Source organism: Rhodococcus sp. 14-1411-2a, from assembly GCF_002259485.1.
Taxonomy (GTDB): domain Bacteria; phylum Actinomycetota; class Actinomycetes; order Mycobacteriales; family Mycobacteriaceae; genus Rhodococcoides.
This window is the reverse complement of the sequence record NZ_NPGA01000019.1, coordinates 374,636-397,060: the sequence shown is the minus strand read 5'-3', so window position 1 is coordinate 397,060 and position 22,425 is coordinate 374,636. Positions and strand designations below refer to the sequence as shown.

Annotated in this window: 19 protein-coding genes; 3 read left to right on the top strand and 16 right to left on the bottom strand. The window is 66.7% G+C overall.

All coding sequences use genetic code 11. The features are described 5' to 3' along the window. Positions 1 to 10: 10 nt before the first annotated feature. The 16 genes from pgeF to CH291_RS20455 form a co-directional block, all read right to left on the bottom strand. The gene (gene pgeF / locus CH291_RS20535) at positions 11 to 778 is read right to left on the bottom strand and encodes a peptidoglycan editing factor PgeF (RefSeq protein WP_068051953.1); all 768 of its coding nucleotides are present in this window, start codon (positions 776 to 778) and stop codon (positions 11 to 13) included. Then, positions 775 to 2,070, bottom strand: a complete 1,296-nt coding sequence (gene ftsZ / locus CH291_RS20530) for a cell division protein FtsZ (protein WP_068051956.1) — start codon at positions 2,068 to 2,070, stop codon at positions 775 to 777. Before ftsZ ends, pgeF begins: the two co-directional genes overlap by 4 nt. 171 nt (positions 2,071 to 2,241) lie before the next feature. Continuing rightward, entirely contained in the window at positions 2,242 to 3,036 is a 795-nt protein-coding gene (locus CH291_RS20525; protein ID WP_082898936.1) for a cell division protein FtsQ/DivIB, read from the bottom strand. Beyond that, entirely contained in the window at positions 3,033 to 4,538 is a 1,506-nt protein-coding gene (gene murC / locus CH291_RS20520; protein ID WP_094688477.1) for a UDP-N-acetylmuramate--L-alanine ligase, read from the bottom strand. Before murC ends, CH291_RS20525 begins: the two co-directional genes overlap by 4 nt. 63 nt (positions 4,539 to 4,601) lie before the next feature. Next, positions 4,602 to 5,744 carry an undecaprenyldiphospho-muramoylpentapeptide beta-N-acetylglucosaminyltransferase gene (gene murG, locus CH291_RS20515; RefSeq protein ID WP_218829049.1) on the bottom strand — a complete coding sequence of 381 codons (1,143 nt, stop codon included), beginning with the start codon at positions 5,742 to 5,744 and terminating at the stop codon, positions 4,602 to 4,604. After that, positions 5,741 to 7,339, bottom strand: a complete 1,599-nt coding sequence (gene ftsW / locus CH291_RS20510; RefSeq protein ID WP_068051961.1) for a putative lipid II flippase FtsW — start codon at positions 7,337 to 7,339, stop codon at positions 5,741 to 5,743. Before ftsW ends, murG begins: the two co-directional genes overlap by 4 nt. Beyond that, positions 7,336 to 8,808 (bottom strand): UDP-N-acetylmuramoyl-L-alanine--D-glutamate ligase, encoded by a 1,473-nt coding sequence (murD, locus tag CH291_RS20505; RefSeq protein WP_094688476.1) that lies wholly within the window; start codon positions 8,806 to 8,808, stop codon positions 7,336 to 7,338. Before murD ends, ftsW begins: the two co-directional genes overlap by 4 nt. 3 nt (positions 8,809 to 8,811) lie before the next feature. Continuing rightward, on the bottom strand, positions 8,812 to 9,897 hold the full coding sequence (mraY, locus tag CH291_RS20500) for a phospho-N-acetylmuramoyl-pentapeptide-transferase (protein ID WP_032394385.1): 1,086 nt from the start codon (positions 9,895 to 9,897) through the stop codon (positions 8,812 to 8,814). Further along, positions 9,894 to 11,402 carry a UDP-N-acetylmuramoyl-tripeptide--D-alanyl-D-alanine ligase gene (locus CH291_RS20495; protein WP_094688475.1) on the bottom strand — a complete coding sequence of 503 codons (1,509 nt, stop codon included), beginning with the start codon at positions 11,400 to 11,402 and terminating at the stop codon, positions 9,894 to 9,896. The genes mraY and CH291_RS20495 overlap by 4 nt, the downstream gene beginning before the upstream one ends. After that, the gene (locus CH291_RS20490) at positions 11,399 to 13,000 is read right to left on the bottom strand and encodes a UDP-N-acetylmuramoyl-L-alanyl-D-glutamate--2,6-diaminopimelate ligase (RefSeq protein WP_094688474.1); all 1,602 of its coding nucleotides are present in this window, start codon (positions 12,998 to 13,000) and stop codon (positions 11,399 to 11,401) included. Before CH291_RS20490 ends, CH291_RS20495 begins: the two co-directional genes overlap by 4 nt. A gap of 159 nt (positions 13,001 to 13,159) precedes the next feature. Next, positions 13,160 to 15,016, bottom strand: coding sequence for a peptidoglycan D,D-transpeptidase FtsI family protein (locus CH291_RS20485; RefSeq protein WP_068051974.1), 1,857 nt, complete (start codon positions 15,014 to 15,016; stop codon positions 13,160 to 13,162). After that, on the bottom strand, positions 15,013 to 15,840 hold the full coding sequence (locus CH291_RS20480; RefSeq protein WP_256980920.1) for a hypothetical protein: 828 nt from the start codon (positions 15,838 to 15,840) through the stop codon (positions 15,013 to 15,015). Before CH291_RS20480 ends, CH291_RS20485 begins: the two co-directional genes overlap by 4 nt. Continuing rightward, on the bottom strand, positions 15,837 to 16,868 hold the full coding sequence (gene rsmH / locus CH291_RS20475; protein WP_256980919.1) for a 16S rRNA (cytosine(1402)-N(4))-methyltransferase RsmH: 1,032 nt from the start codon (positions 16,866 to 16,868) through the stop codon (positions 15,837 to 15,839). The genes CH291_RS20480 and rsmH overlap by 4 nt, the downstream gene beginning before the upstream one ends. Positions 16,869 to 17,088: 220 nt before the next feature. Beyond that, a complete protein-coding gene (gene mraZ, locus CH291_RS20470) occupies positions 17,089 to 17,520 on the bottom strand; it encodes a division/cell wall cluster transcriptional repressor MraZ (RefSeq protein ID WP_027497352.1) in 432 nt (143 codons plus the stop codon). Between the two features lie 510 nt (positions 17,521 to 18,030). Beyond that, positions 18,031 to 18,468 carry a DUF3040 domain-containing protein gene (locus CH291_RS20460; protein ID WP_068051986.1) on the bottom strand — a complete coding sequence of 146 codons (438 nt, stop codon included), beginning with the start codon at positions 18,466 to 18,468 and terminating at the stop codon, positions 18,031 to 18,033. 227 nt (positions 18,469 to 18,695) lie between these two features. After that, positions 18,696 to 19,151 (bottom strand): SAV_6107 family HEPN domain-containing protein, encoded by a 456-nt coding sequence (locus CH291_RS20455; RefSeq protein ID WP_068051989.1) that lies wholly within the window; start codon positions 19,149 to 19,151, stop codon positions 18,696 to 18,698. A gap of 196 nt (positions 19,152 to 19,347) precedes the next feature. On the opposite strand from CH291_RS20455, the gene CH291_RS20450 reads away from it, so the two are divergent. The 3 genes from CH291_RS20450 to CH291_RS20440 are packed head-to-tail and all read left to right on the top strand — an operon-like array spanning position 19,348 to position 22,416. Next, complete coding sequence (locus tag CH291_RS20450; RefSeq protein ID WP_094688557.1) at positions 19,348 to 19,965, top strand: GNAT family N-acetyltransferase; 618 nt, start codon at positions 19,348 to 19,350, stop codon at positions 19,963 to 19,965. Positions 19,966 to 19,969: 4 nt separating this feature from the next. Beyond that, on the top strand, positions 19,970 to 21,577 hold the full coding sequence (locus CH291_RS20445) for a phytoene desaturase family protein (protein WP_094688472.1): 1,608 nt from the start codon (positions 19,970 to 19,972) through the stop codon (positions 21,575 to 21,577). Beyond that, a complete protein-coding gene (locus CH291_RS20440) occupies positions 21,574 to 22,416 on the top strand; it encodes a carotenoid biosynthesis protein (RefSeq protein ID WP_094688471.1) in 843 nt (280 codons plus the stop codon). Before CH291_RS20445 ends, CH291_RS20440 begins: the two co-directional genes overlap by 4 nt. Positions 22,417 to 22,425 lie beyond the last annotated feature (9 nt).

Sequence of the window (22,425 nt, the reverse complement as noted above, 5' to 3'; positions counted from 1 at the left end):
TTCTGCCGGTTCACCGGTCTGCCGTTTCGGCCCGATCACCGGGGGATGTGCTGTCCATCCAGACGACACTGGCGATTCGGCCGGTCGATCCTTCACGACGGTGACTGAACAAGGCCCGGTCCTCGATGGTGCACCGCGGATCCTGAGCGACACCGGACACTCCCGCGGCGAGCAGCTGAGCGCGGATACCGGCGGGAATGTCCAGCCCCGGCGTGTTGCGGACCGTGGTCGTCGCGCTGCCGGGGAGATGCTTGTCGACGTCCGCTCGCATGGAGGCGGGCACCTCGTACTGTCGGCCGCTCGCCGCCGGACCGAGAAATGCGCCGATCCGCGCCGGAACCGCCCCGAGCTCGACCATGGCGGCCAACACCCGGGGAACGATGCCGATGCGGGCACCGACCCGTCCTGCATGCACCGCTGCGATCACGCCTGCCTCCTCGTCGGAGAGCAGGACCGGCACGCAATCGGCAGTCAACACCACCAGACCGAGATCACGTTGCGTCGTCACCAACGCATCGGTCATCGGCACCGGCTCGGACACCGGACCGTCCACCACGGTGACGGTGCGTCCGTGGACCTGCTCCATGAACACGAGCCGTTCGAGTCCCATACCCAGTCGATCGCCGAGGCGTCGACGGTTGGCTTCCACCGAAGCGGGGTCGTCACCTACGTGATCGCCCAGATTGAACGTGTCGAACGGCGGTGCCGAGACGCCGCCCGCCCGCGTCGTCGAGACGCGTCGGACACGAAACGGACCGGCGGAAGCGGTGTCACTCACCGCCGCATGAAGGACGGCACATCGACTTCGTCTTCGCCCTCGTCCTCGGCGATCGGAACGCGACGGCCGGAACCGACGGACTCGCGGCCCTGTCCGGACGAGTCCCGGCCCTGGCCGGACGAGTCGCGACCGTAACCGGCTGCGGATTCGCGGCTCGACGATTCGCGGTTGGACGAGCTCGACGAGTTCAGCGGCGGCAGACTGCTACCACTCGGTGCGCCGACCGGGTCGCGGAACACAGCACCGTCGGAACTGTCGGTCGATTTGGAGGACACCTCGCCCGAGCGAGCCGATCCGATGGGGCCGCGGGTGGAGGTGGCAGCTTCGACCGGACGCCGCGTCGGGGTTCCGCCGTCGAAGCCTGCGGCGATGACGGTCACGCGGACCTCGTCGCCGAGCGAGTCGTCGATGACGGTGCCGAAGATGATGTTGGCGTCGATGTGTGCGGCTTCCTGCACCAGCGAGGCGGCCTCGTTGATCTCGAACAGACCGAGATCGGATCCACCGGCGATGGAGAGCAGCACTCCGCGTGCACCTTCCATCGAGGCTTCGAGCAGCGGCGAGTTGATCGCCGATTCGGCCGCCTTGATCGCGCGACCCTCACCGCGTGAGGATCCGATACCCATCAGTGCACTGCCTGCGCCGGACATGACGCCCTTGACGTCGGCGAAGTCGACGTTGATCAGTCCGGGAGTGGTGATCAGGTCGGTGATGCCCTGGACACCGTTGAGCAGTACTTCGTCGGCGCTGCGGAACGCGTCCATGAGGCTGACGGCCGCGTCGCCGAGCTGGAGCAGTCGGTCGTTCGGGATGACGATGAGCGTGTCGCAGGACTCGCGGAGCTGCTGGATGCCGGTGTCGGCCTGTCCACCGCGCCGCTTGCCCTCGAAGGAGAACGGCCGGGTGACGACACCGACGGTCAGTGCGCCGAGCTTGCGAGCGATGTTGGCGACGACAGGAGCGCCACCGGTACCGGTGCCGCCGCCCTCGCCTGCGGTGACGAACACCATGTCGGCACCCTTGAGCACCTCTTCGATCTCGTCCTTGTGATCGTCTGCTGCGCGGCGGCCGACCTCGGGATCGGCACCTGCGCCGAGTCCGCGGGTCAGTTCGCGGCCGACGTCGAGCTTGACGTCTGCGTCACTCATCAGCAAGGCCTGAGCGTCGGTGTTGACCGCGATGAACTCGACTCCCTTGAGTCCCTGTTCGATCATGCGGTTGACCGCGTTCACGCCGCCGCCGCCGATGCCGACGACCTTGATTACGGCGAGGTAGTTGTGCGGGGGCGTCATGGGCTCTCGCCTTCCGTGGATTGTTGCCTGAAATGTGGAAAACCCTCAACCTAAACCACAGGCTTAGAGTTATGTCAAGTACTGAACTGGTCGAAACGCTATTCATCGCCGACGACTATCGCCATTAGGCGCGCCGACGCCACGCGAGAAATTCCGGTCCGCGCGTCGAAACTATTTGGTGGTGGGCAGATCCGGACTCGACACGTCGAAGATCTGACCGGGTTGGGACAGCAATGCGATCGCGACCGCGCCCTTGCGCTCGGAGTCGTCCTTGCTGCCCCACACGACGGTGCGCCCGTCGAGCAGCAGAATCGAGATGTCGGACAGCGTGCTCGCCCGCAGCTCGGCGGCCTGATCGCGCAGCAGCGGTGGCAACGTATCGAGAACCGCCAGTGCATCTTTCGTCACCGGATCACCGAACACCGGATTGTCGGTCACCAGACGTACTACCCCTGGCGGTGGCGGCGCGATCGCGAAATCGACGCCGGTGGAGTCCAGGAGATGGGTGCCGTCCGGAGAATCGAAGAACGCCACCGGAACTCGCTCCTCGACCGTCACCTGCACGGTGGACGGATACTGGCGTTGCACGCGGACCGTCGCCAGCGCCGGGATCGTTGCCACCCGCTGCGCCGCCCCCGCCGTGTCCACCCGAACCAGCGGAAGGCCGACGGGTACGTCCAGCCGATCGAGGATCTCCTGCTCGGACACCGACGATGCCCCCGCGACCGCGATGGTGCGAACGGACAACAGCGGCGTGAAGTACACCAGCGCAGCCGATCCCACCACGACGACCACCACGGCGAGCGCAATCAGCGCGGCTTTGCGACGCGACCGCTTCACTCGGGCGCGCTCTTCTTCCCGTGCCTGAGCGCGGGCTTGCTTGTCGGTGACCGCGGACGGCGAATCACCCTCTCGTGCAGCTGTTCCCGACCTCGAAGAACGGACTCGATCGGAGCGGCGGGTCACGTCGACGGCCGATCCTTCGGTACTCCGCGGCCGGTCGCAGCACCGAAATCGGTCTTCGAGCGAAGCGCATCGAGAATCGGCCCGCCGAGCATCGTCACGTCGCCGGCTCCCATGGTGATGACGACATCGCCGGGCACACTCAGGTGGGCGACCTGCTTGGCCACCAACGACAGATCCGGCTGATAGTTCACCGGCTTGGTCACCGAAGCGGCAACCAGCGCCCCCGTCACACCGGGCAACGGCTCCTCTCGCGCGCCGTAGACGTCGAGCACGACGATCTCGTCGGCCAACGACAACGCGGCACCGAACTCCTCGGCGAACGTCGCAGTCCGCGAGTACAGGTGCGGCTGAAACACCACCACCACCCGTCCCTGCTCGCCACCCGAACGATCCTGGCCTGCTACGAGGGCCTGCGCGGCCGTCAACACCGCACGCACCTCGGTCGGGTGGTGCGCGTAGTCGTCGAACACGCGGACGCCGTGCTCACGCCCGGTGAACTGAAAGCGTCGATGCACGCCGCCGAAACCGGTGAGCCCGGCCAGCAATTCCTCGACACCGGCACCGACCTGGCGCGCCGCGACGAACGCCGCCAGAGCGTTGAGTGCAGTGTGCCGGCCGGGGACGCCGAGCCGTACGGTGCGCGCCGCGTCCTCACCTGCGATCTGCAACTGCGCGACGCCGCCGATGTCCTCGGGCTCCCACGCCAGCAGCCGAACGGCCATGTCGACCGGCCCCGCGTCGACGTCCGAGGACCCGTATCCCAGCACCGTGACTCCGGGAAGGTTCCGCTCGACCACGCGTCGAGCCAGCGCCGCCGAACCCGGGTCGTCCATGCAGGCCACGAGCACACCGCCGGGACCGAGGAGCGCAGCGAAGTCGTCGAACACCTGAACGTAGGCGTCGGTGGTGCCGAAGTAGTCCAGATGATCGGCTTCGATGTTGGTCACGATGATGACGTTGGCCGTGTACTGCAGCAGCGAGCCGTCGCTCTCGTCCGCCTCGGCCACGAACACGTCGCCGCTGCCGTGATGGGCGTTGGTCCCGGCTTCGTTGAGCTCTCCTCCAACGGCGAACGACGGATCGAACCCGCAGTGCTGCAGGGCGACGACCAGCATCGAGGTCGTGGACGTCTTTCCGTGCGTACCCGAGACCAGCAGCGTGCGGTATCCCTGCATGAGAGAAGACAGCACGGCCGGTCGCAGCACCACCGGAATTCCGCGTTCGCGAGCTTCGACGAGTTCGGGATTGGTCTGAGGAATCGCGGCGTGGGTCGTCACGACCACGGTGGGTCCGCCGTCGATCATGTCCAGCGCGCTGGCGTCGTGACCGATGCGGACCTGGGCACCGCGTGCGCGCAGTGCGAGCACGCCGCGCGATTCCTTGGCATCCGAACCCGACACCTGTCCCCCGCGAGCGAGCAGGATCCGCGCGATGCCGGACATTCCGGCACCACCGATGCCCACCATGTGTACTCGTTCGAGCTCTGCCGGCAGATCCGACATCGCACCCTCAGTTGTCACGCGGACGTCTCCCTCGTTCTCTTCTCATGCGCGACGCCGCCCAGCTCAGCGCCGCGACGCGTGCGCGGTATCGAGCACGATCTGCGCGACGGCAGCTGCTGCGTCCTTGTGCCCGGCACCGGCGGCGGCACGAGACATGGTGGCGATTCGTTCGGTGTCGGCCAGCAGCGCGACCACTGTCTCGCTCACGTACTGCTCGGTCAGTGTCGCATCGGCTACCAGGATGCCACCTCCGGCGTCGACCACAGGACGGGCGTTGAGTTCCTGCTCGCCGTTGCCGTGCGGCAGGGGCACGTAGACGGCAGGCAGACCGGTCGCGGAAACCTCGGCGACCGTCATGGCACCGGAGCGACAGATCGCGAGGTCCGCGGCCGCATACGCCAGATCCATCCGGTCGATGTAGGCGCGCGCGACGTACGGCGCGGCCGGATTGCGCTGCTCGACATCGAGCGAGTTCTTCGGACCGTGGGCGTGCAGAACCGAGATTCCCGCATCGGCGAGAGCCGCCGAGGCTCCGGACACCGCGTCGTTGAGCGATCGGGCCCCCTGTGAGCCGCCGAACACCAGCAGCACCGGGCCGTTCTCGGGCAGGCCGAAGTGCGCGCGAGCCTCCACGCGGAAGGCAGCCCGGTCGAGTCCGGTGATGGTGGGACGCACGGGAATTCCGATCACGTCGGCGTCGGCAGCACCGCGCGCGGCGATCCCCGAGCCCGCGACCGCGGCGAGTACCCGCTCGGCCGAGCGGGCACCGACCTTGTTGGCGATACCCGCTCGTGCGTTGGCCTCGTGGATGACCACGGGAATTCGGCCACCACGGCCGAACAGTCGACCGCGGGCCGCGAGATAGGCCGGTAACGCGACATAGCCGCCGAATCCGACGAGCACGTCCGCCTCGACGGCCGCGAAGATCTCTCGGGTGCGGCGCACCGATCGCACGACGCGCAGCGGCAACTTGAGCAGGTCGACGGTGGGCTTACGAGGCAGCGGAACGGGCGGAATGAGCTCGAGTGCGTACCCGCGAGCCGGGACGAGAGTCGTCTCGAGGCCCCGGCTGCTGCCGAGAGCGGTGACGGTGACGGTGGGGTCGAGGACACGCAAGGCGTCGGCCACAGCGAGCGCAGGCTCGATGTGCCCGGCCGTTCCGCCCCCGGCAACCACTACGGAAATCGGTCGAGATGTCTGCTTCACCGTCGATATCCTCGCTCACCCGAGCGGACGGGAGGGCGACCGGGTTGTGGTTCCGGCCGCGGACGGTATGCCGATCGCGATCCTGCGGCGGGCTCTCGCCGGACCGGATCGCTTCGACGGGGGTTGCCGCGGGCGTTACCGCGGGGAGCGTCGCTCCGGTACGCAGCCGATGTGGGCGACATCGCGTCGGTCCGGGAACTGGAGACGCGCGTGCGGGCACGGCCGGGCTCGGCAGCCCGCGCTGTCCGTGCGTCACTGCCCTTGCCCTTACGGGACTCTAGGCGTTTGCGATCCTGCGCCGCCAGTGTGGGGCGAGTGGACTTCGAGCGCGCCATCGCGGCTCGCTTGGGCGAGAACACGGCGGGCAGCGGCAGCTTCAGAGCTCGCGCGATTCGGCCCTCCTGCCCTGCGTGCAGGGCCGCGATCGCCTCGGGTTCGTGGCGGGCGGCGCTCGCGATGATGCCGAACATCAGCAGCGTGATCGCGGTCGAGGTGCCACCGTAGGACACCAGGGGCAGCTGCAGACCGGTCACCGGCAGCAACCCGACGACGTAGCCGATGTTGATCATGGCCTGGCCGAACACCCAGCACGTGGCACCTGCGGTCAACAGCCGCAGGAACGGATCGACCGAACGCATGGCGATGCGCAGGCCGGTGTAGACGAAGAGGCCGAACAATCCGATGACTGCGAGGCAGCCGATCATTCCGAGTTCCTCGCCGATGATGGCGAAGATGAAGTCGTTGTGCGCGTTGGGCAGGTAGCTCCACTTCGCGCGGCTCTGCCCGAGCCCGCGACCGAACATTCCGCCGTCGGCGAGAGAGTATTTCGCCTGGGTGGACTGATATGACAGGCCCTGGGTGTCCTCACCCGGGTTGAGCCAGGCCTTGACGCGATTGGATCGGTAACCGGCGGTGAACGCGAGCACGGTCGCCAACGCCAGACCGGTCATCAGCACCGCACCGAACAGCCGAGCGTTGAGGCCGGCGAACCACAGCAGCGCCACCAGGATGATGCCCAGGGCGATGGCGGTACTGAGGTTCGGCTGCAGCACGACGAGCAGACACATCAGCAGACCTGCAGGCAACAGCGGCACCAGCAGCGATTTGATGTTGCCGTGCTCGCTGCGCCGCGAGGCCAACAGGTGTGCGCCCCACAGAACCAGCGCGACCTTGGCCAGCTCGGACGGCTGGAAGGACACGACGCCGAAGTCGAACCAGCGGCGCGCACCTTGGCGTTCGGCACCGATTCCGGGAATGAGCACCAACATCAACATGGTGATCGAAACCAGGAACAGCGGAAACGACAGCTTCCTGAGGTAGCGAACCGGCAGCCGGAGAGCGACGTAGAACGCCACGACTCCCAGCGCGACACCGATCAGCTGCTGGGTGAAGAGCGCGTACCCGGACTCATCGGCTGCGAAGGACTCGGCGGACGACGCCGACAGCACCATCACCAGGCCCAACACCGTGAGCAGTACCGCGATCGTGACGACGAGGTGGAAGGACGCGAGCGGTCGGCCGAACCACAGGCCGATTCGGGTGCGTGGAGCGGCGGTGCGGCGAGGTGGACGCGGCGGATGACCGGCGGCAGTCACGATCGCGACGATCCGATGTCGGTGGCCTCGAGGCGCTGGACCGACTCGGCGAAGCTGCGGCCGCGGTGGCCGTAGTCGGCGAACATGTCCAGTGACGCGGCGGCCGGGGCCAGCAGGACCGTATCCCCCGGCGCGGCGAGTTCGGCCGCATGGGCCACGACCGCCCGCATCACCGCATCAGCATCTTCAGCACCATGAGTCACACCAGCATCGTCTCCCGAAGGGAGCCTGACGACCGGAACATCGGGCGCGTGTCGCGCCAAAGCCTCTGCGATCTGCATCCCATCGCGCCCGAGAACGACCGCAGCCACGAGACGATCGGCGATCTCGACCACCAGATCGTCGATCACCGCACCCTTCAGCAACCCACCCGCGATCCACACGACGCGATCGTGCGCCGAGATCGAGGAGCGAGCGGCGTGCGGGTTGGTCGCCTTCGAGTCGTCGATGAACGTCACCCCGCCGAGCTCGCGCACCACCGCCGCACGATGCGGACCCACCCGATAGGTCTGCAGCCCCACCCGAACAGCGTCGGCCTCCACCCCGATCGAACGAGCCAGCGCGCCTGCCGCGAGCGCATCGAGAATGCCGGACGGGCCGCTCGGCTCCACGTCCTCCGCAGCGAGAAACTCGACGTTCGCACCGAAGGCGTCGTCCACGAGCATCCCTGCCCGCACTCCCAGCTCACCCGAGGCCGGCTCACCCAACCGAAACCCGACGACGGTGGCTGCGGGCGATCCGGCAGCGAGACTCGCCGCCCTCGAGTCGTCGAGACCGACCACCGCGACATCGCCACTCAACGCACGAGCCTTGGCCTGGACATATCCGTCCATACCGCCGTGCCAGTCGAGATGGTCCTCGGCGATGTTGAGCACCACCCCCGCCGCCGGACGCACCGACGGAGCCCAGAACAACTGGAACGACGACAACTCCACGGCGAGCACACTCGGATGCGGGGTACCGCGCAACGCGTCGGCGATGGGGAGTCCGATGTTGCCGCAGGCCACCGATGCGATGCCCGCGGCGTCGAGTATCGACGCCAGCATCGAGGTGGTGGTCGTCTTTCCGTTGGTGCCGGTGACCACCAGCCAGCGAGTTCGGGGTCCGTACAGCTCGGCCCGGTCCACGTGCCAGGACAACTCGACATCGCCCCACACCGGAATGCCCTGCTCCGTGGCAGCGGCCAACACCGGAGAGTCGGGACGAAAGCCGGGGCTGGTGACGACCAGCGAAAACGCGGCGAGCGCCGCCGGATCGACGAGCAGGTCGTCCTGCAGCACCACGGCAGCACCGGAGTTCGACGCCTCGTCCAGCGCGGCACGATTCGAGTCGGTGACGGTGACGACGGCACCGAGATCGAGCAACGGTTGCACGACGGCCAGTCCCGAGATGCGGGCACCGGTGACCAGCACCGAACTGCCGCGCAACCAGGTCAGGTCGTTCCTAGCGTCGTGCGGAGATTCGGCCATGCCCTATCCGCCGACAGCAGCGAGATACTCGCTGTAGAACAGGGCGAGTCCGACGGCCGACGCGATGGCGGCCAGCAACCAGAACCGGATGATCACCGTCGTCTCGGCCCATCCGGCCAACTCGAAGTGATGATGGAACGGTGCCATGCGGAACACGCGTCGGCGACTGGATCGGAACACCGCGACCTGGATGACGACCGATGCGGCCTCGGCGACGAACAGCGCACCGATGACCACCATGATCAGTTCGGTCTTGGTCACCACCGACAGGCCCGCGATCAGACCGCCGAGGGCCAGGGATCCGGTGTCGCCCATGAAGATCTTGGCAGGCGCGGCGTTCCACCACAGGAAGCCGATGCAGGCTCCCGCTGCCGAAGCGCAGACCAGAGCCAGGTCGAGGGGATCTCGGACGTCGTAGCAGCCGGGGGCAGGCCCTGCGGGGCCTGCGCACGCCTGGCGGTACTGCCAGAAGGTGATGACGGTGTAGGCACCGAGCACCAGTGTCATCGACCCGGCTGCGAGGCCGTCCAGGCCGTCGGTGAGGTTGACCGAGTTGGACCATGCGATCACGAGCAGGCAGACGAAGAACACGAAGACCACCGCGGACATCGACCAGGTCGCGATGTCGCGCACGTACGACAGTTGGGTGCTGCCAGGAGTGAGCCCACTCTCGCTGCGGAACTGCAACACCAGGATCGCGAACAGCACGGCTGCCGTTATCTGACCGACGTACTTACCGGTGGCGTTCAGACCCAGGTTGCGCTGCTTGCGGATCTTGATGAAGTCGTCGAGAAAGCCGACGAGACCGAGCACCGTGGTCAGGCCGAGGACGAGCAGGGCCGAGGCCGACGGACCGTCTGCGTCGTAGCCGATACCGATCAGGTGCGAGCCCCAGTAGCCGGCCCAGATGCCGACCAGAATTGCGACGCCGCCCATTGTCGGTGTGCCCCGCTTGGACTGGTGACTCGCCGGGCCCTCCACTCGAATCTCCTGGCCGAAGCCCTGTTTCGAGAAGGTCTTGATCAGCACCGGGGTCAGGAGGATCGCGACCGCGAGCGCGATGCCTCCGGCGAAGAGGATCTGCCTCACTGCTCACCCTCCGCGGTGGCGCTCGACGCATCGGCCAGCAGGGCGTCTGCGACGGTCCACATCGCCCCGGACTGCGAGGCCTTCACCAGCACGATGTCGCCGGGACGCACTTCCTCGTGCAGTACTGCGATCGCCGTTTCACGGTCGGGCACCAGCATCGATTCCTCGCCCCACGAACCCTCCATGACGGCACCCTGGTGCAACGCCCGGGTGGGACGGCCGGAGTCGACGATGATCAGACGGTCGACATCGAGGCGGACGGCGAGGCGGCCGATCGCGTCGTGCTCGACCACCGAGTCCGAACCCAGCTCGCCCATCTCTCCCAGCACCGCCCAACTGCGGCGCTTCGGCCCGTCGTCGCGACGCGACATCGACACCAGTGCCTTGAGTGCGGCGCGCATCGAATCGGGGTTGGCGTTGTACGAGTCGTTGACGACGGTGACGCCGTCGGCGCGGGTGCGCACGTCCATCCGCCTGATCGACGTCGGTGCGGCGGCCCCGAGCGCCTCGGCAACCTGCGTCAGCGTTGCTCCGCACTCGAGGGCGACGGCCGCTGCCGCGAGGGCGTTGCCGACCTGATGCTCACCGTGCACCGCCAGGGTGATCGGTACCGAACCCGCTGCGCATTCGAGCGTGAACGACGCCCGGGCGTCGGTGTCGACCTGCACGTCGAGGGCTCTGATGTCGGCATCTGCGTTGCGCCCGACCGTGACGACGGCAGCCGTTGTACGCGTGACCATTTCGGCGACGAGGCGATCGTCGATGTTGAGGATCGCCACTCCCCCGTCGGCGGCACTCGGCAGCGCCTCGACGAGCTCGCCCTTCGCCAGCGCGATGGCCGCGCGCGAGCCGAACTCGCCCAGGTGCGCGGTTCCGACGTTCAGGACCACCCCGATCCGGGGCGGTGCGAGCGTGGCGAGTTCGGCGATGTGGCCGATTCCTCGGGCGGACAACTCCAGACAGAGGAAATCGGTGTCGGCATCCGCTCGCAGCGCCGTCCACGGATGTCCCAATTCGTTGTTGAACGATCCGGGCGGTGCCACCACCGAGCCCAGAGGCTCGAGGACCGCAGAGATCAGGTCCTTGGTGGAGGTCTTCCCGGAGGATCCCGTCACACCGACGACGGTCAGGCCGTGCTGGGCCGTCAACTCGAGCACCGAGGCCCGGGCCAGAGCGCCGAGCGCGGACAGCACTGCCGAACCGGAGCCGTCCGGGTCGTTCTCGAGTGCCATCGCGCGGCTCTCGTGCGGGACCGGACTGACGACCACGGCCGGTACGCCCACCGGACGCGCGGCCAGTACCAGCGCCGCACCTGCGGCAACCGCGGCGGCGGCATGGTCGTGACCGTCCACCTTCGCACCGGGTAGGGCGAGGAAGATGCTGCCGGGGGTGACCTTGCGGGAGTCGAACTCCACCGGTCCTGGCACCACGACCGACGGATCCGGCACATCGTGCACCGTGCCTCCGACGATCTCGGCGATGCGGTCGATCGAGAGGGGGATCACCGTACGCCCGCGCTCGTGCCGACCCGACGCGCATCGATGGCCGAGGCGAGTATCACTCGATCGTCGAACGGATGCTTCACACCCGCTACCTCTTGTCCGGTCTCGTGCCCTTTACCTGCGATCAACACAACATCCCCTTCGCGTGCCCACGCCACGGCCTGTTCGATCGCCGCCGCGCGGCCTGCCACGTTTCGTACTTCACCGCGGGCCTCGTCCGGCACCGACAATGCGCCGTCCTCGACGGCCTGCCGAATGATGGCCGGATCCTCGCTGCGCGGGTTGTCGTCGGTCACCACCAGGAGCTCTGCGCCGCGCGCTCCGGCGGCACCCATCAGCGGACGCTTCGCGGTGTCGCGGTCGCCACCTGCTCCGAGCACCACCGCGATTCGTCCGCGCGAGGATTCGCGCAACGTCGCCAGCACGGCCTCGACGGCGGCAGGCTTGTGCGCGTAATCGACCACCGCCAGGAAGTTCTGTCCACGGTCGATCCGCTGCACGCGGCCCGGCACGTCGACCGTCGCGACCCCGGTCACGGCCTTGCGCACGTCGGCCCCGGCCGCCGCGCAGGTCGCCAACGCCAGCACGGTGTTCGCGACGTTGTAGCGACCCGGCAACCGAACCGAGACCGGCAGCGACGCACCCTGCGGATCGGCGACCGTGAACGACTGGGTGCCGTCGTCGTGCTTGGCCCAATCCGAGACCGTCCACTGCGAATCGGCACCGGTCGACGCCGTCACCACGGCCGACCCGGCCGATCGAGCGATGTCGGCCATCCGCACGCCCCACGCGTCGTCGACACAGACGACGGCGGTGTCGGCACGAACCGCCGAGTCGGCCGCGAACAACCGACTCTTGGCCGAGAAGTAGTCCTCGAGAGAGTCGTGAAAATCGAGGTGATCCTGGGAGAGATTGGTGAACGCACCGATCGCGAAGCAGGTGCCGTCGACCCGGCCGAGGGACAACGCGTGGGAGGACACCTCCATCACCACAGTGTCGACACCCTCTTCGAGCATGACGGCGAAGAGCGCGTGCAGTTGCGGGGCCTCGGGCGTGGTGAGCGCGCTCGGTACATGCCGGCCCAGAACACGTGTCTCGATGGTGCCGATCAGACCGCATCGACGACCTGCAGCAGTCAGGCCGGCTTCGAGCAGATACGACGTCGTCGTCTTCCCCGAGGTACCGGTGATACCGATGACGGTCATCTTCGACGACGGGTTGCCGTACACGAGAGCGGAGACAGCACCCAACACCTGGCGCGGACGCTCGTGCACCAGAACCGGAACCTGTCGACCCGTGCCTGCGAGCGCTCTCCGCACGATCTCGAGTCCGGCCGGATCGGTGAACACCGCCACGGCACCCCGCTCGACTGCGTCGGCGACGAACTCGGCACCGTGTCGAGACGATCCGGGCAGTGCGGCGAAGAGATCGCCGGAAAGAACGGACTGTGCACGCAGATCGATACCGGTCACGCTCACACCGGCGGGATCGGCCTCGCCGATCGTTGCACCGACCGCGGACGCCACCTCCCGTACTTCGGTGTGCGGTGGATGCGCCGGACGTGAACCCGGAGCCGGGTGTGAATCCGATGACACAGTCACTCCTGCTCCCTTCCTCTCTACTGCCGGCCACGCGCCTGCCGCGGCTCGATCACGCCGCGGCGGCAGACGAACGAAGACGCCCGAGCCGATGTGTCAGATTACCGGCGTCCGGGATCGTGATGTCGCCGCCCCGACTACGAGGACCGGCGGGTCGGGATCTCAGTCCGCCTGCAGAACCAGCTTGGGTCCGGGGTCCGCGGACATCGGCACGCTGTCGCGCTGCAGCATCCAGCTGGCGATGTTGTGGAACAGCGGTGCTGCCGACTGGCCGCCCGAACCGTCGGCGCTGCGGGTCGGGGCGTCGAGCATGATCCCGATCACGTAGCGGGGATCGTCGGCAGGCGCGATGCCGGCGAACGTGATCCAGTAGTTCGAGTTCGAGTAGCACTTGCACTCGGGATCGACCTGCTGAGCTGTACCTGTCTTGCCGCTGATCTGGTATCCCTCGACCCCCGCGGCCACGCCGGTACCGCGCTGGTTCCCGGTGTCGTCCTGGGTGACGGATCGGAACATGTTGCGGACGGTCTTCGCGGTGTCGGGACTGACCACGTACACCCCGTCGGGCTGCTGGGTCTCGGTTCGCTGACCGTTGGCGTCCACTGTCGCTTCGACGATCCGCGGCGGGATGCGAACCCCGTCGTTGGCGATGGCCTGATACATCCCGGTCATCTGCAACAACGTCATGGACAGGCCCTGACCGATGGGGAGGTTGGCGAACGTTCCACCCGACCACTGATCACGGCTCGGAACATTTCCCGCGCTCTCGCCGGGCAGACCGACGTCGCTGCGTTGGCCGAGGCCGAACTTGGTGAGCATGTCCGCGTAGCGATCCTCACCGACGCGCTGCGCCAGCATGAGGGTGCCGACGTTGGAGGACTTACCGAACACCCCGGTCGTCGTGTACGGCACGACGCCGTGGTCCCATGCGTCCTTGACCGACACGCCGGACATGAAGATGCTGCCCGGTACCTGCAACACCTCGTCGGGTGTGGTGAGTCCGTACTCGATGGCTGCGGCCGCGGTGATGATCTTGTTCACCGAACCGGGCTCGAACGGCGTGGTGACGGGCAGATTGCCCATTTCCTTGGTGCGCTCGTTGTTGCCGACTCCGATACCGGGGTTGAAGGTGTTGTCGTTCGACATGGCGAGCACCTCGCCGGTGTGCGAATCCTGAACGTACGCCGAGGCGTTCTTCGCTCCCGACAGGTCCTTCGCCAACTGCACCTGCTGTTGCACGTAGTACTGCAGATCTGCGTCGATGGTCAGTTCGACACTCGAACCGTTGACCGCCGGCTGCTTGTCCCGCCAGCTTCCTGGAATGACGGCACCGTCGGATCCGCGGTCGTAGGTCTGCGAACCGTCGGTTCCGGCCAGAGTCGCGTCGAGCGAATCCTCCAGACCGAGCAGACCGTGTCCGTCCCATCCGGTGGCACCGACGATGTTCCCGGCCAGCGATCCGCCCGGGTACTCACGGATGTCCTGACGCTCGAGTCCGACCTGCTTGAAATCCTTGCTGATCTTCGACGCCACGGTGGCGTCCACACCGCGGGCGAGGTAGGTGAATTCGTCGTTGCTCTTCAGCTTCGCGAGCAGGTCCTTCTCGCTGATCACATCGCCGAGATCGCTGTGGATGCGGGCCGCGATGTCCTCGAGGTACTGCTCGGTCTCCGGCTCGGTGGGGTCCTTCGCCCTCGCCTCGTCGAGTTCCTTGCGAACCCGAACCGGTTGGAACGTCAGCGCTTTGGCCTCCATCGTGAAGGCGATCGGATTGCCGTTGCGGTCCAGGATGGATCCACGCATCGCCGGATCGACGAGAGTTGTGGTGCGTTGCGACGCCGACTCGGCCGACAACCTCGGCGCATCGAATCCCTGAATCCACAGCAACTGTGCCGCCGCGACGGCGAGCGCCACATACATCAGAACGCGACCGGTGCCGTGACGGAACCGAAAGGTGGACGAGTCGAGACGCTTTCGGCTCGGGGGCCGACGGCGTGGAGCAGGCGACGGCCTGGTCACTGCCCGCCACCCGATGCTTCGCCGGTGGACTCGGGGGCTTCGACCGCAGGTGTTTCGAGCGAGGGGATGCTCATGGGAACCAATTGTTCAGCAAGCGCGGTGTTTCCAGCTCCATTGCTTGTACTCGGCGTGGCGGCGCGGGTGTCGATCGTGCCCGAGGTTCGGTTGGGCTGAGACGCGCTTCGCGGCGTCTGCTGCTGCGATGACTGCGTGCTCGGATTCGCGACGGTGCCCTCGCCCGCGGCCGCGGCCGGTACCGGATCGAGCGGCGCCACCGGCGCACCGTCGGCCGGAGCCGGAGTACCGACGACCTGGACACCGCCGTCCGGCGCGACGATCAGACGCGCGGAGTTCTTCGCCGGGACCATCCCGAGCTCGGCGGCCTTGCGCGCCAACTCCGGAGCCGATTCCGCCAACTCCACATCACGCTGCAACGACGCCCGCTCCTGAGCGAGTTCGGCGTTGACAGCCTTGGCGGCGCTGAGATCGTAGGAGTCTCCTGCGGACCGAGTGGTCAGGAGCAACGTCAGACCGAGACCGATGGCGAGCAGGCCGATGATCAAGGCGACGAACGGAATTCGCGCGGCGATAGCGCTTCCGTTCAGCGAAGGCCGCGCACCGGCCCCGGAACGACGCGCAGAATCCGAGGTGTGGATCGACGCACGCTGCTGCCTGCGCTCGTATGCGCGAAGTGCAGCGCCGGATCGTCCACCACCCTTGCTCGTACGCTCGGGTCGCGAGAGTGGAGCCTGCGGAGCGACCCTGTTCCTCGGTGCTGGAACCCGATTGCGTTGTGTTCCAACGGTTGTGCCTGGAACCGTCATTCCGCTCTCCTTGCAATCCGTTCGGCGGCGCGCAATCTCACCGGAGCCGAACGTGGGTTGTCGTCTATTTCTGAATCCGAGGCACGCTCGGCACCTCTGGTCAGGAGCCGGAACTCCGGACCCATTCCTGGAAGCTCGACCGGCAGCCCCTCGGGACTGCGGGACTTGATCCGAGGTGCCAACTCCTGCTTGACAACTCGGTCTTCGAGCGATTGATACGACATGACGACGACCCGGCCGCCGACAGCCAATGCGTCGAGCCCGGCAGGTACCGCCGCCTTCAACGAATCCAGTTCACCGTTGACCTCGATGCGAAGTGCCTGGAAGGTGCGCTTGGCAGGGTGTCCGCCGGTGCGCCGGGTCGCGGCCGGAATTGCGGCATAGAGCAATTCGACCAACGGGCCACTCGTGGTGAACGGCGTGTGCTCTCGGCGTCGCAGTACAGCGGAAGCGATCTTGCCGGCGAACCGTTCCTCGCCGTACGTGCTGAGGACCCGTGCGATGTCGCCGTGCGAGTACGTATTGAGGACGTCTGCGGCGGTGATTCCCACGGTCGGATTCATTCGCATGTCCAGCGGGGCGTCCACGGAGTAGGCGAATCCGCGATCGGACTCGTCCAACTGCATGGACGACACTCCGAGATCGAACAGAATCGCATGAACGGACCCGACAGCAGGCAGACCGGCCTCGTCGAGCGCTTCGGCGATGCCGTCGTAGGTCGTGTGCACCAACGTAATTCGATCGGCAAAGGGAGCCAAACGGGCTCCGGCCAGCTCGAGCGCATCGGGATCCCGGTCGAGTCCGATGAGGTGCAGGTGCGGGTAGGTCCGCAGGAAATGCTCGGCGTGACCACCGAGGCCGAGTGTTGCGTCGATCATGACGCGAGTACCGCCGGTGGAGCCGAGTGCGGGTCCGAGCAGTTCGTCGGCTCGTTCGAGTCGAACCGGAACGTGGAGCGGGCCTGCGGATCGACGGTCGGGTCGGTCGGCGGACGACTCGATGTCGTCCGGTCCGGTGCCCTCCGTCATGGTTCCTCCCGGTCGCGCGTACGTACTTCTCGCCCGGGTCCGGGCCGTGCGGGTCGCCCACCGAAGCCGACGCGAATGCATCGAGGTCCCTGTCCGATAGGGAACCTGGCGTTGGGGAAGAACGTCAGGGTCCTGATCTGCGAAACCTGGCGTTGGGGAAGAACGTCAGGGTTCTGATCGGGCAGAGGCCTCGCTGCACTCGCAGGCGACCTGGTTCGGGCTACAAGATCCCTCCGAGGGACTCGTCGAAAGCGTCGGAGAAATCCTGTTCGTTCTCGGCGGAGTAGCGCGCCCACGCTTCGTCGTTCCAGATCTCGATGAAGTCCATCGAACCGATCACCACGCAGTTTCGTTCGAGCCCCGCGTACCGGCGATGCTCGGGACTGATGGTGATTCGACCCTGTCCGTCCGGCCGCTGTTCGTCGGTTCCCGAGAAGAACTGGCGAACGTAAGCACGGGCTTTGGGGTTGGCACGAGAAGCCGCCGTCAATTTCCGAGAGCGCTCCGCGAAGTCGGCCGCGGTGTAGACAGCGAGGCTGAAATCCTGCCCCTTGCTCACCATGACCCCTCCTGCAAGCGCGTCCCGAAACTTGGCCGGCAACGTGAGTCGACCCTTGTCGTCGAGCTTCGGCGTGTAGGTACCGAGAAACACTCGCCACCTCCAGCCTCGACTCTCCGCTGCGGACCACTTTACCCCACTCTCCCCCACTTCGAACCATCCGCCGCCGGAAAACTTTGGCCAAAGTGACATTCATGCAGCTCAGCGTGCACAAGATCGGCTGCTTCGGCAGCGATGCCGCGGGTGATATCGCCGGTTCGATTCGGGAGCGACGGCCCTTGGGTCCACCACTGCAGCCGTCTGAGCAGCACCTCGACGTCGGGTGTGGCGGTTGGACGCAGATCTCAGCCCTTCAGTGGGGCCTTGGTGGGGAGAAGTGGGGAATGTGGGTGAAAGTGGGGAGTGTCGGGGAGGGATCCCAGAACTCCCGTGCACGGGAGTGTTCGAGCCGGCCCTCGACGCGGAGCGGAGGGCTGCAGGCAATTCTGCGGCGTCTGTTCGCGGGCAGAAAACGACAACAGCACCTCACCCGAGGGTGAGATGCTGTTCTACGTCGACGCGTGAAGTTGTCGAGACGAGCCGGTTCGATGTAACCCGGTCGATTCAGTCCTGCTCGAACCTCTTACGGAACCGATCTTCCATGCGAGAGGTGAAGCTGCCGCCCTTGCGACCACCCTTCGATTTCTGTCCGGTAGAACGCCCGGAGGTCTCGGCAGCATCGTTGGCTGTGCTGCCTTCGTCCTGCGACGCTGCGGCTCCCTTGCTGGAACCGCCGAACAGGAACAGTGCCCCGGCACCGAACATCAACAAAAAGCCGATGAGACTGACGACGAGAAAAGCCAAACTGTTCGTCGACAATGCAACACCGGCGACGAGCAACACGAGTCCCACTACGAACAGCGCGGCAGCCTGAAAGCGCCTCCTGCTCGACGCCGCGCGTACGCGACCGCCCCTCACATGAGACGCGAATTTGGGATCCTCGGCGTAGAGAGCGCTCTCGATCTGATCGAGCATGCGCTGCTCGTGCTCGGAGAGTGGCACGGTACCTCCCCCTGCACAGATATTGAAGGTCGTTTCGGTTACGAAACGACGGGAAGCTGACCTTGGCGGCTACCTGTTGTCGATGATACGAGCTGAATCGGCCGCTTACCACCTACTCGGTCGATGTGTTCCTGAGAAACACCGAAGTTTTCGAGACGCACGTGCCGAAAACTCCGTGCGAACACCGCATGACGTGGCGATTGTCGGCTGACGTCCAGCTGTGTGAGCTACGCCGACAAGGGTGCGGTCATCGGGTCGACGGACGCGAAACGCCCCTGCCCGCCGAGTCGATCCTCGACGGAGTTCAGAAAACGACCGACGTGCCGCTGGAAATCGTCGGCATCGAGATCGTCGATCGTGCTCGACGCACCGGCCTCGACTGCAGCCCGGGTGGCCGAGAAGGACGCGAAGTAGTCGGCCCAGACTGCGAGTTCCGGTGCCGCCTTCGCCATCAACACCCACGCGCTGCGTGAACGAGGACGCGCTCCGATCGAGTTCGGCAACGACGCGAGTACCGCTGCCGCGCCTTTCAGTGCGGCGGCGTAGCTGCCGAGAAATCGATCTCCGGCATTGCTCTCCCCGATGGACTCGGACAGCAGAGCATCCGCTCGACCCAACAGAACCTGAGCCTGACGCGACACCGGCGACCGCACTCCGGCATCGAATGCCTTCGTGATCGTCATACTCGAACACCTCCAGTTCGAATCTCCGGCGCGCACCTGGCGCGGCCGGAACCGTGGCGAAGCCTTACAGTCGAACTCCGGAGAATCCGACTCGAGGATCCGAGCCGGAACCACCGGCGCACTCGGCCCCGATTGTCGAACACCCGTTCGACACATTCAATATAGCTGTGCCCACCGACAAGTTTCCGAAGAAAGGTTGAGAACAGTCGTCACCGATGCGCAGACAACGCCGTACCTGGTCGATCTGACGCCCCCGGAATTCCGCCAGCGGCTGTTCGAGGCACTGTCCATCTACGTCGAGGCCATGGGCTATCCGCGTGGAACCGAACAGAGCAGAGCACCGATGTGGAGCGAACATCTGCACCGGCCGGGCTGGCGAGCAGTCGGTGCACTGCTCCCGAACACCGACCCGACACAACCCGATTCCCTGGTCGCCGTGGCATACGGCTACGACGGTGCCGCGCACCAGTGGTGGCATCAACAGGTTCGCGACGGTTTGCGACGCACGGGGCATTCCCCACAGAACGTCGAGGCCACGCTCGACGACTACTTCGAGCTCACCGAGTTGCACGTCCTGCCGAGCGCTCAGGGGCACGGCCTCGGCGGACGGCTGTGCAGCCGTCTGCTCGACGGCGTTTCCGCGCAGAACGTGATGTTGTCCACACCCGAGGTATCGGAGGAGGACAATCGAGCCTGGCGGCTGTACCGGCGGCTCGGCTTCGCGGACGTACTACGCGACTTCACGTTCGCCGGTGACCGACGCCCCTTCGCAGTCCTGGCCCGCCGGTTGCCTCTCGACGGGCCAGTAGCCTGAGGGTGTGATCGATGCTGTGGTGGTGGGCTCCGGCCACAATGCCCTGACCTCTGCCTGTTACCTGACCGACGCCGGCATGTCGGTCGAGGTTCTCGAGCGCGACTCCGTTGCCGGTGGCGCGGTGTCGACGGTGGAACGCTTTCCCGGCCACCGTGTGGACCGTGGTTCGTCGGCGCACATCATGATTCGTCACACCGGCATCATCGAGGAGCTCGGACTCGCCGACTTCGGTCTGCGCTACATCGACTGCGATCCCTGGGCGTTCGCGCCTGGGGCCGTCGGCACCGACGAACGCGGCATCGTCTTCCACCGCGATCTCGACCGAACCTGCGACTCCATCGCCGCTGCCTGCGGCACAGCCGACGCACGCGCCTACCGCACCTTCGTCTCCGTCTGGGGTCCCCGCAGCGAACGCACCATGCGTGCGTTCGGCGGACCACCAACCGGGGCGAAACTGCTCCGATCCTTCTGGGGCCTCGGCGCGCCCGACGGCGGCAGCATGCTCTCGCGGGAATTCCTGGCCACCGGCGATTCCCTGCTGGACGAGATGTTCTCGAGCGAACGACTCAAGGCCGCACTCGCGTGGTTCGGCGCACAGTCGGGTCCGCCGATGTCCGAGCCGGGTACCGCACCGATGGTCGGCTTCGCTGCCCTCATGCACACCCTTCCGCCGGGCCGCGCCGTCGGCGGTAGCGGCGCGCTGACCGAGGCGATGATCGCTCGGCTACAGCGCGACGGCGCCGAACTGACGCTCGGCGACGCCGTGACCTCGCTCGTACGCCGCCCACACGGCTGGACCACCAGGACCGCGTCGGGACGGGAGATCGACAGCCGCATCGTCGTGGCCGGTTGCCACATCGTGACCACCCTCGACCTGCTGGCAGCCGGCGGCCACGACTCGGCGCAGCTCGCGCGGTGGCGCAGCACCATTCGGGTGGGGCCCGGGATCGGTGCCGCGGTCAGACTGGCCACCGACGCCCTTCCGACGTTCCCGAGCGCGGACCGGATCGAGGACGGCACCCACGGTCTGGCGCTGCTGGTACGCGACCGCAGCCAACTGCGGTTGGCACACGGGCACGCGCTGGCAGGCGATCTGCCGCCCACCCCGGCTGTGCTGGGGATGTCCTTCAGCGCGCTCGATCCCACCATCGCGCCGCCGGGACAGCACCAGATCTCTCTGTGGTCGCAGTGGCATCCCCACACCCTCGCCGACGGCAGACAGTGGCGATCGGATGTTCCCGGCGAGCGCTCGTTGGCCGAGTTCGAGGCGGATCGGATCGTGGCCGAACTGGACCGATACGCACCCGGTTTCGCAGGATCGGTGCTGGATCGGTTCGTTCAGTCGCCACCCGACATCGAGCGGGAGCTCGGTCTGGTCGGAGGCAACATCATGCATCTGGACATGTCGCTGGACCAGATGATGATGTGGCGACCGCATCCTCAACTGGCCGGACATCGGGTCCCCGGTGCAGACGGGCTCTATCTCACCGGCGCATCGACCCATCCCGGCGGAGGGGTCACAGCGGCCAGTGGTCGTTCGGCGGCGCGGATCGCGATCGCCGACGCCCGCGCCGCCCGCCGTCGCACGTTCTTCGGAAGGAAACGGCTATGAAGGTTGCGCCGATCGTCGTGGCTGCCGCTGCCGTGGGCTGCCAGATCCTCTACCCCTTGGTGTCGGGATCGACCAGAGACGTGGTGACGGTGGCGGTGGTGGCCCTGCTCGCGCTCGCGTCGATCCTGCACGCGGCACTCAATCGCGGCATCGTATGGGCCACCATTCTCGTCGTCGTGACCGCAGGTACCGGGTTCGCGTCCGAACTCGTCGGCACGGCCACCGGCATCCCGTTCGGCGAATACTTCTACGCGCAGAATCGCTTGGGCCCGAGCCTGTTCGAGGTGCCTGTCGTGGTTCCCCTGGCGTGGACGGCCGGGTTCTATCCGATCTGGTGTGCCGTGACCTTCGTCGTTCGCCGTCTCGATACGACGCAGGTACGCGCCACCGCACTCCGAATCGTGGCGGTCGCGGTGGGGATGGTCGGTTGGGACCTGTATCTCGATCCGCAGATGGTCACCGACGGACAGTGGACCTGGACTGCCGGTTCCGCCGGGCTGCCCGGGGTGCCGTCGATTCCGCTCACCAACTACCTCGGCTGGCTGGTGGTGGCCACCCTGATGGCCGCGGTGATGGAATCGATCGACCGCGCCGTCGGTCGCCCACAGCCATCCGACGACGCGGTGCCCATCGGGTTGTTCCTGTGGACGTGGCTGGGGTCGGCGCTCGCGCACGCGGTGTTCCTCGACGGTCCGGAACTCCGATACTCGGCGGTGTACGGGTTCGTCGTCATGGGCCTCGTCGGCATCCCCCTGGTGTGGATTGCCCGTCGCGACCGACCACTCGGGGCCGGACCGCGTGCGGCCGTCGATCGCTCCGGTACCGACACGCCTCGCTGACAACCCCTG

Excerpts from the sequence above, each read along its gene's own strand:
- ftsZ (WP_068051956.1), bottom strand. The coding sequence starts at position 2,070 with ATGACGCCCCCGCACAACTACCTCGCCGTAATCAAGGTCGTCGGCATC.
- murC (WP_094688477.1), bottom strand. The coding sequence starts at position 4,538 with ATGTCGGATCTGCCGGCAGAGCTCGAACGAGTACACATGGTGGGCATC.
- murD (WP_094688476.1), bottom strand. The coding sequence starts at position 8,808 with ATGGCCGAATCTCCGCACGACGCTAGGAACGACCTGACCTGGTTGCGC.
- CH291_RS20480 (WP_256980920.1), bottom strand. The coding sequence starts at position 15,840 with ATGACGGTTCCAGGCACAACCGTTGGAACACAACGCAATCGGGTTCCA.
- rsmH (WP_256980919.1), bottom strand. The coding sequence starts at position 16,868 with ATGACGGAGGGCACCGGACCGGACGACATCGAGTCGTCCGCCGACCGA.
- CH291_RS20455 (WP_068051989.1), bottom strand. The coding sequence starts at position 19,151 with ATGACGATCACGAAGGCATTCGATGCCGGAGTGCGGTCGCCGGTGTCG.
- CH291_RS20440 (WP_094688471.1), top strand. The coding sequence starts at position 21,574 with ATGAAGGTTGCGCCGATCGTCGTGGCTGCCGCTGCCGTGGGCTGCCAG.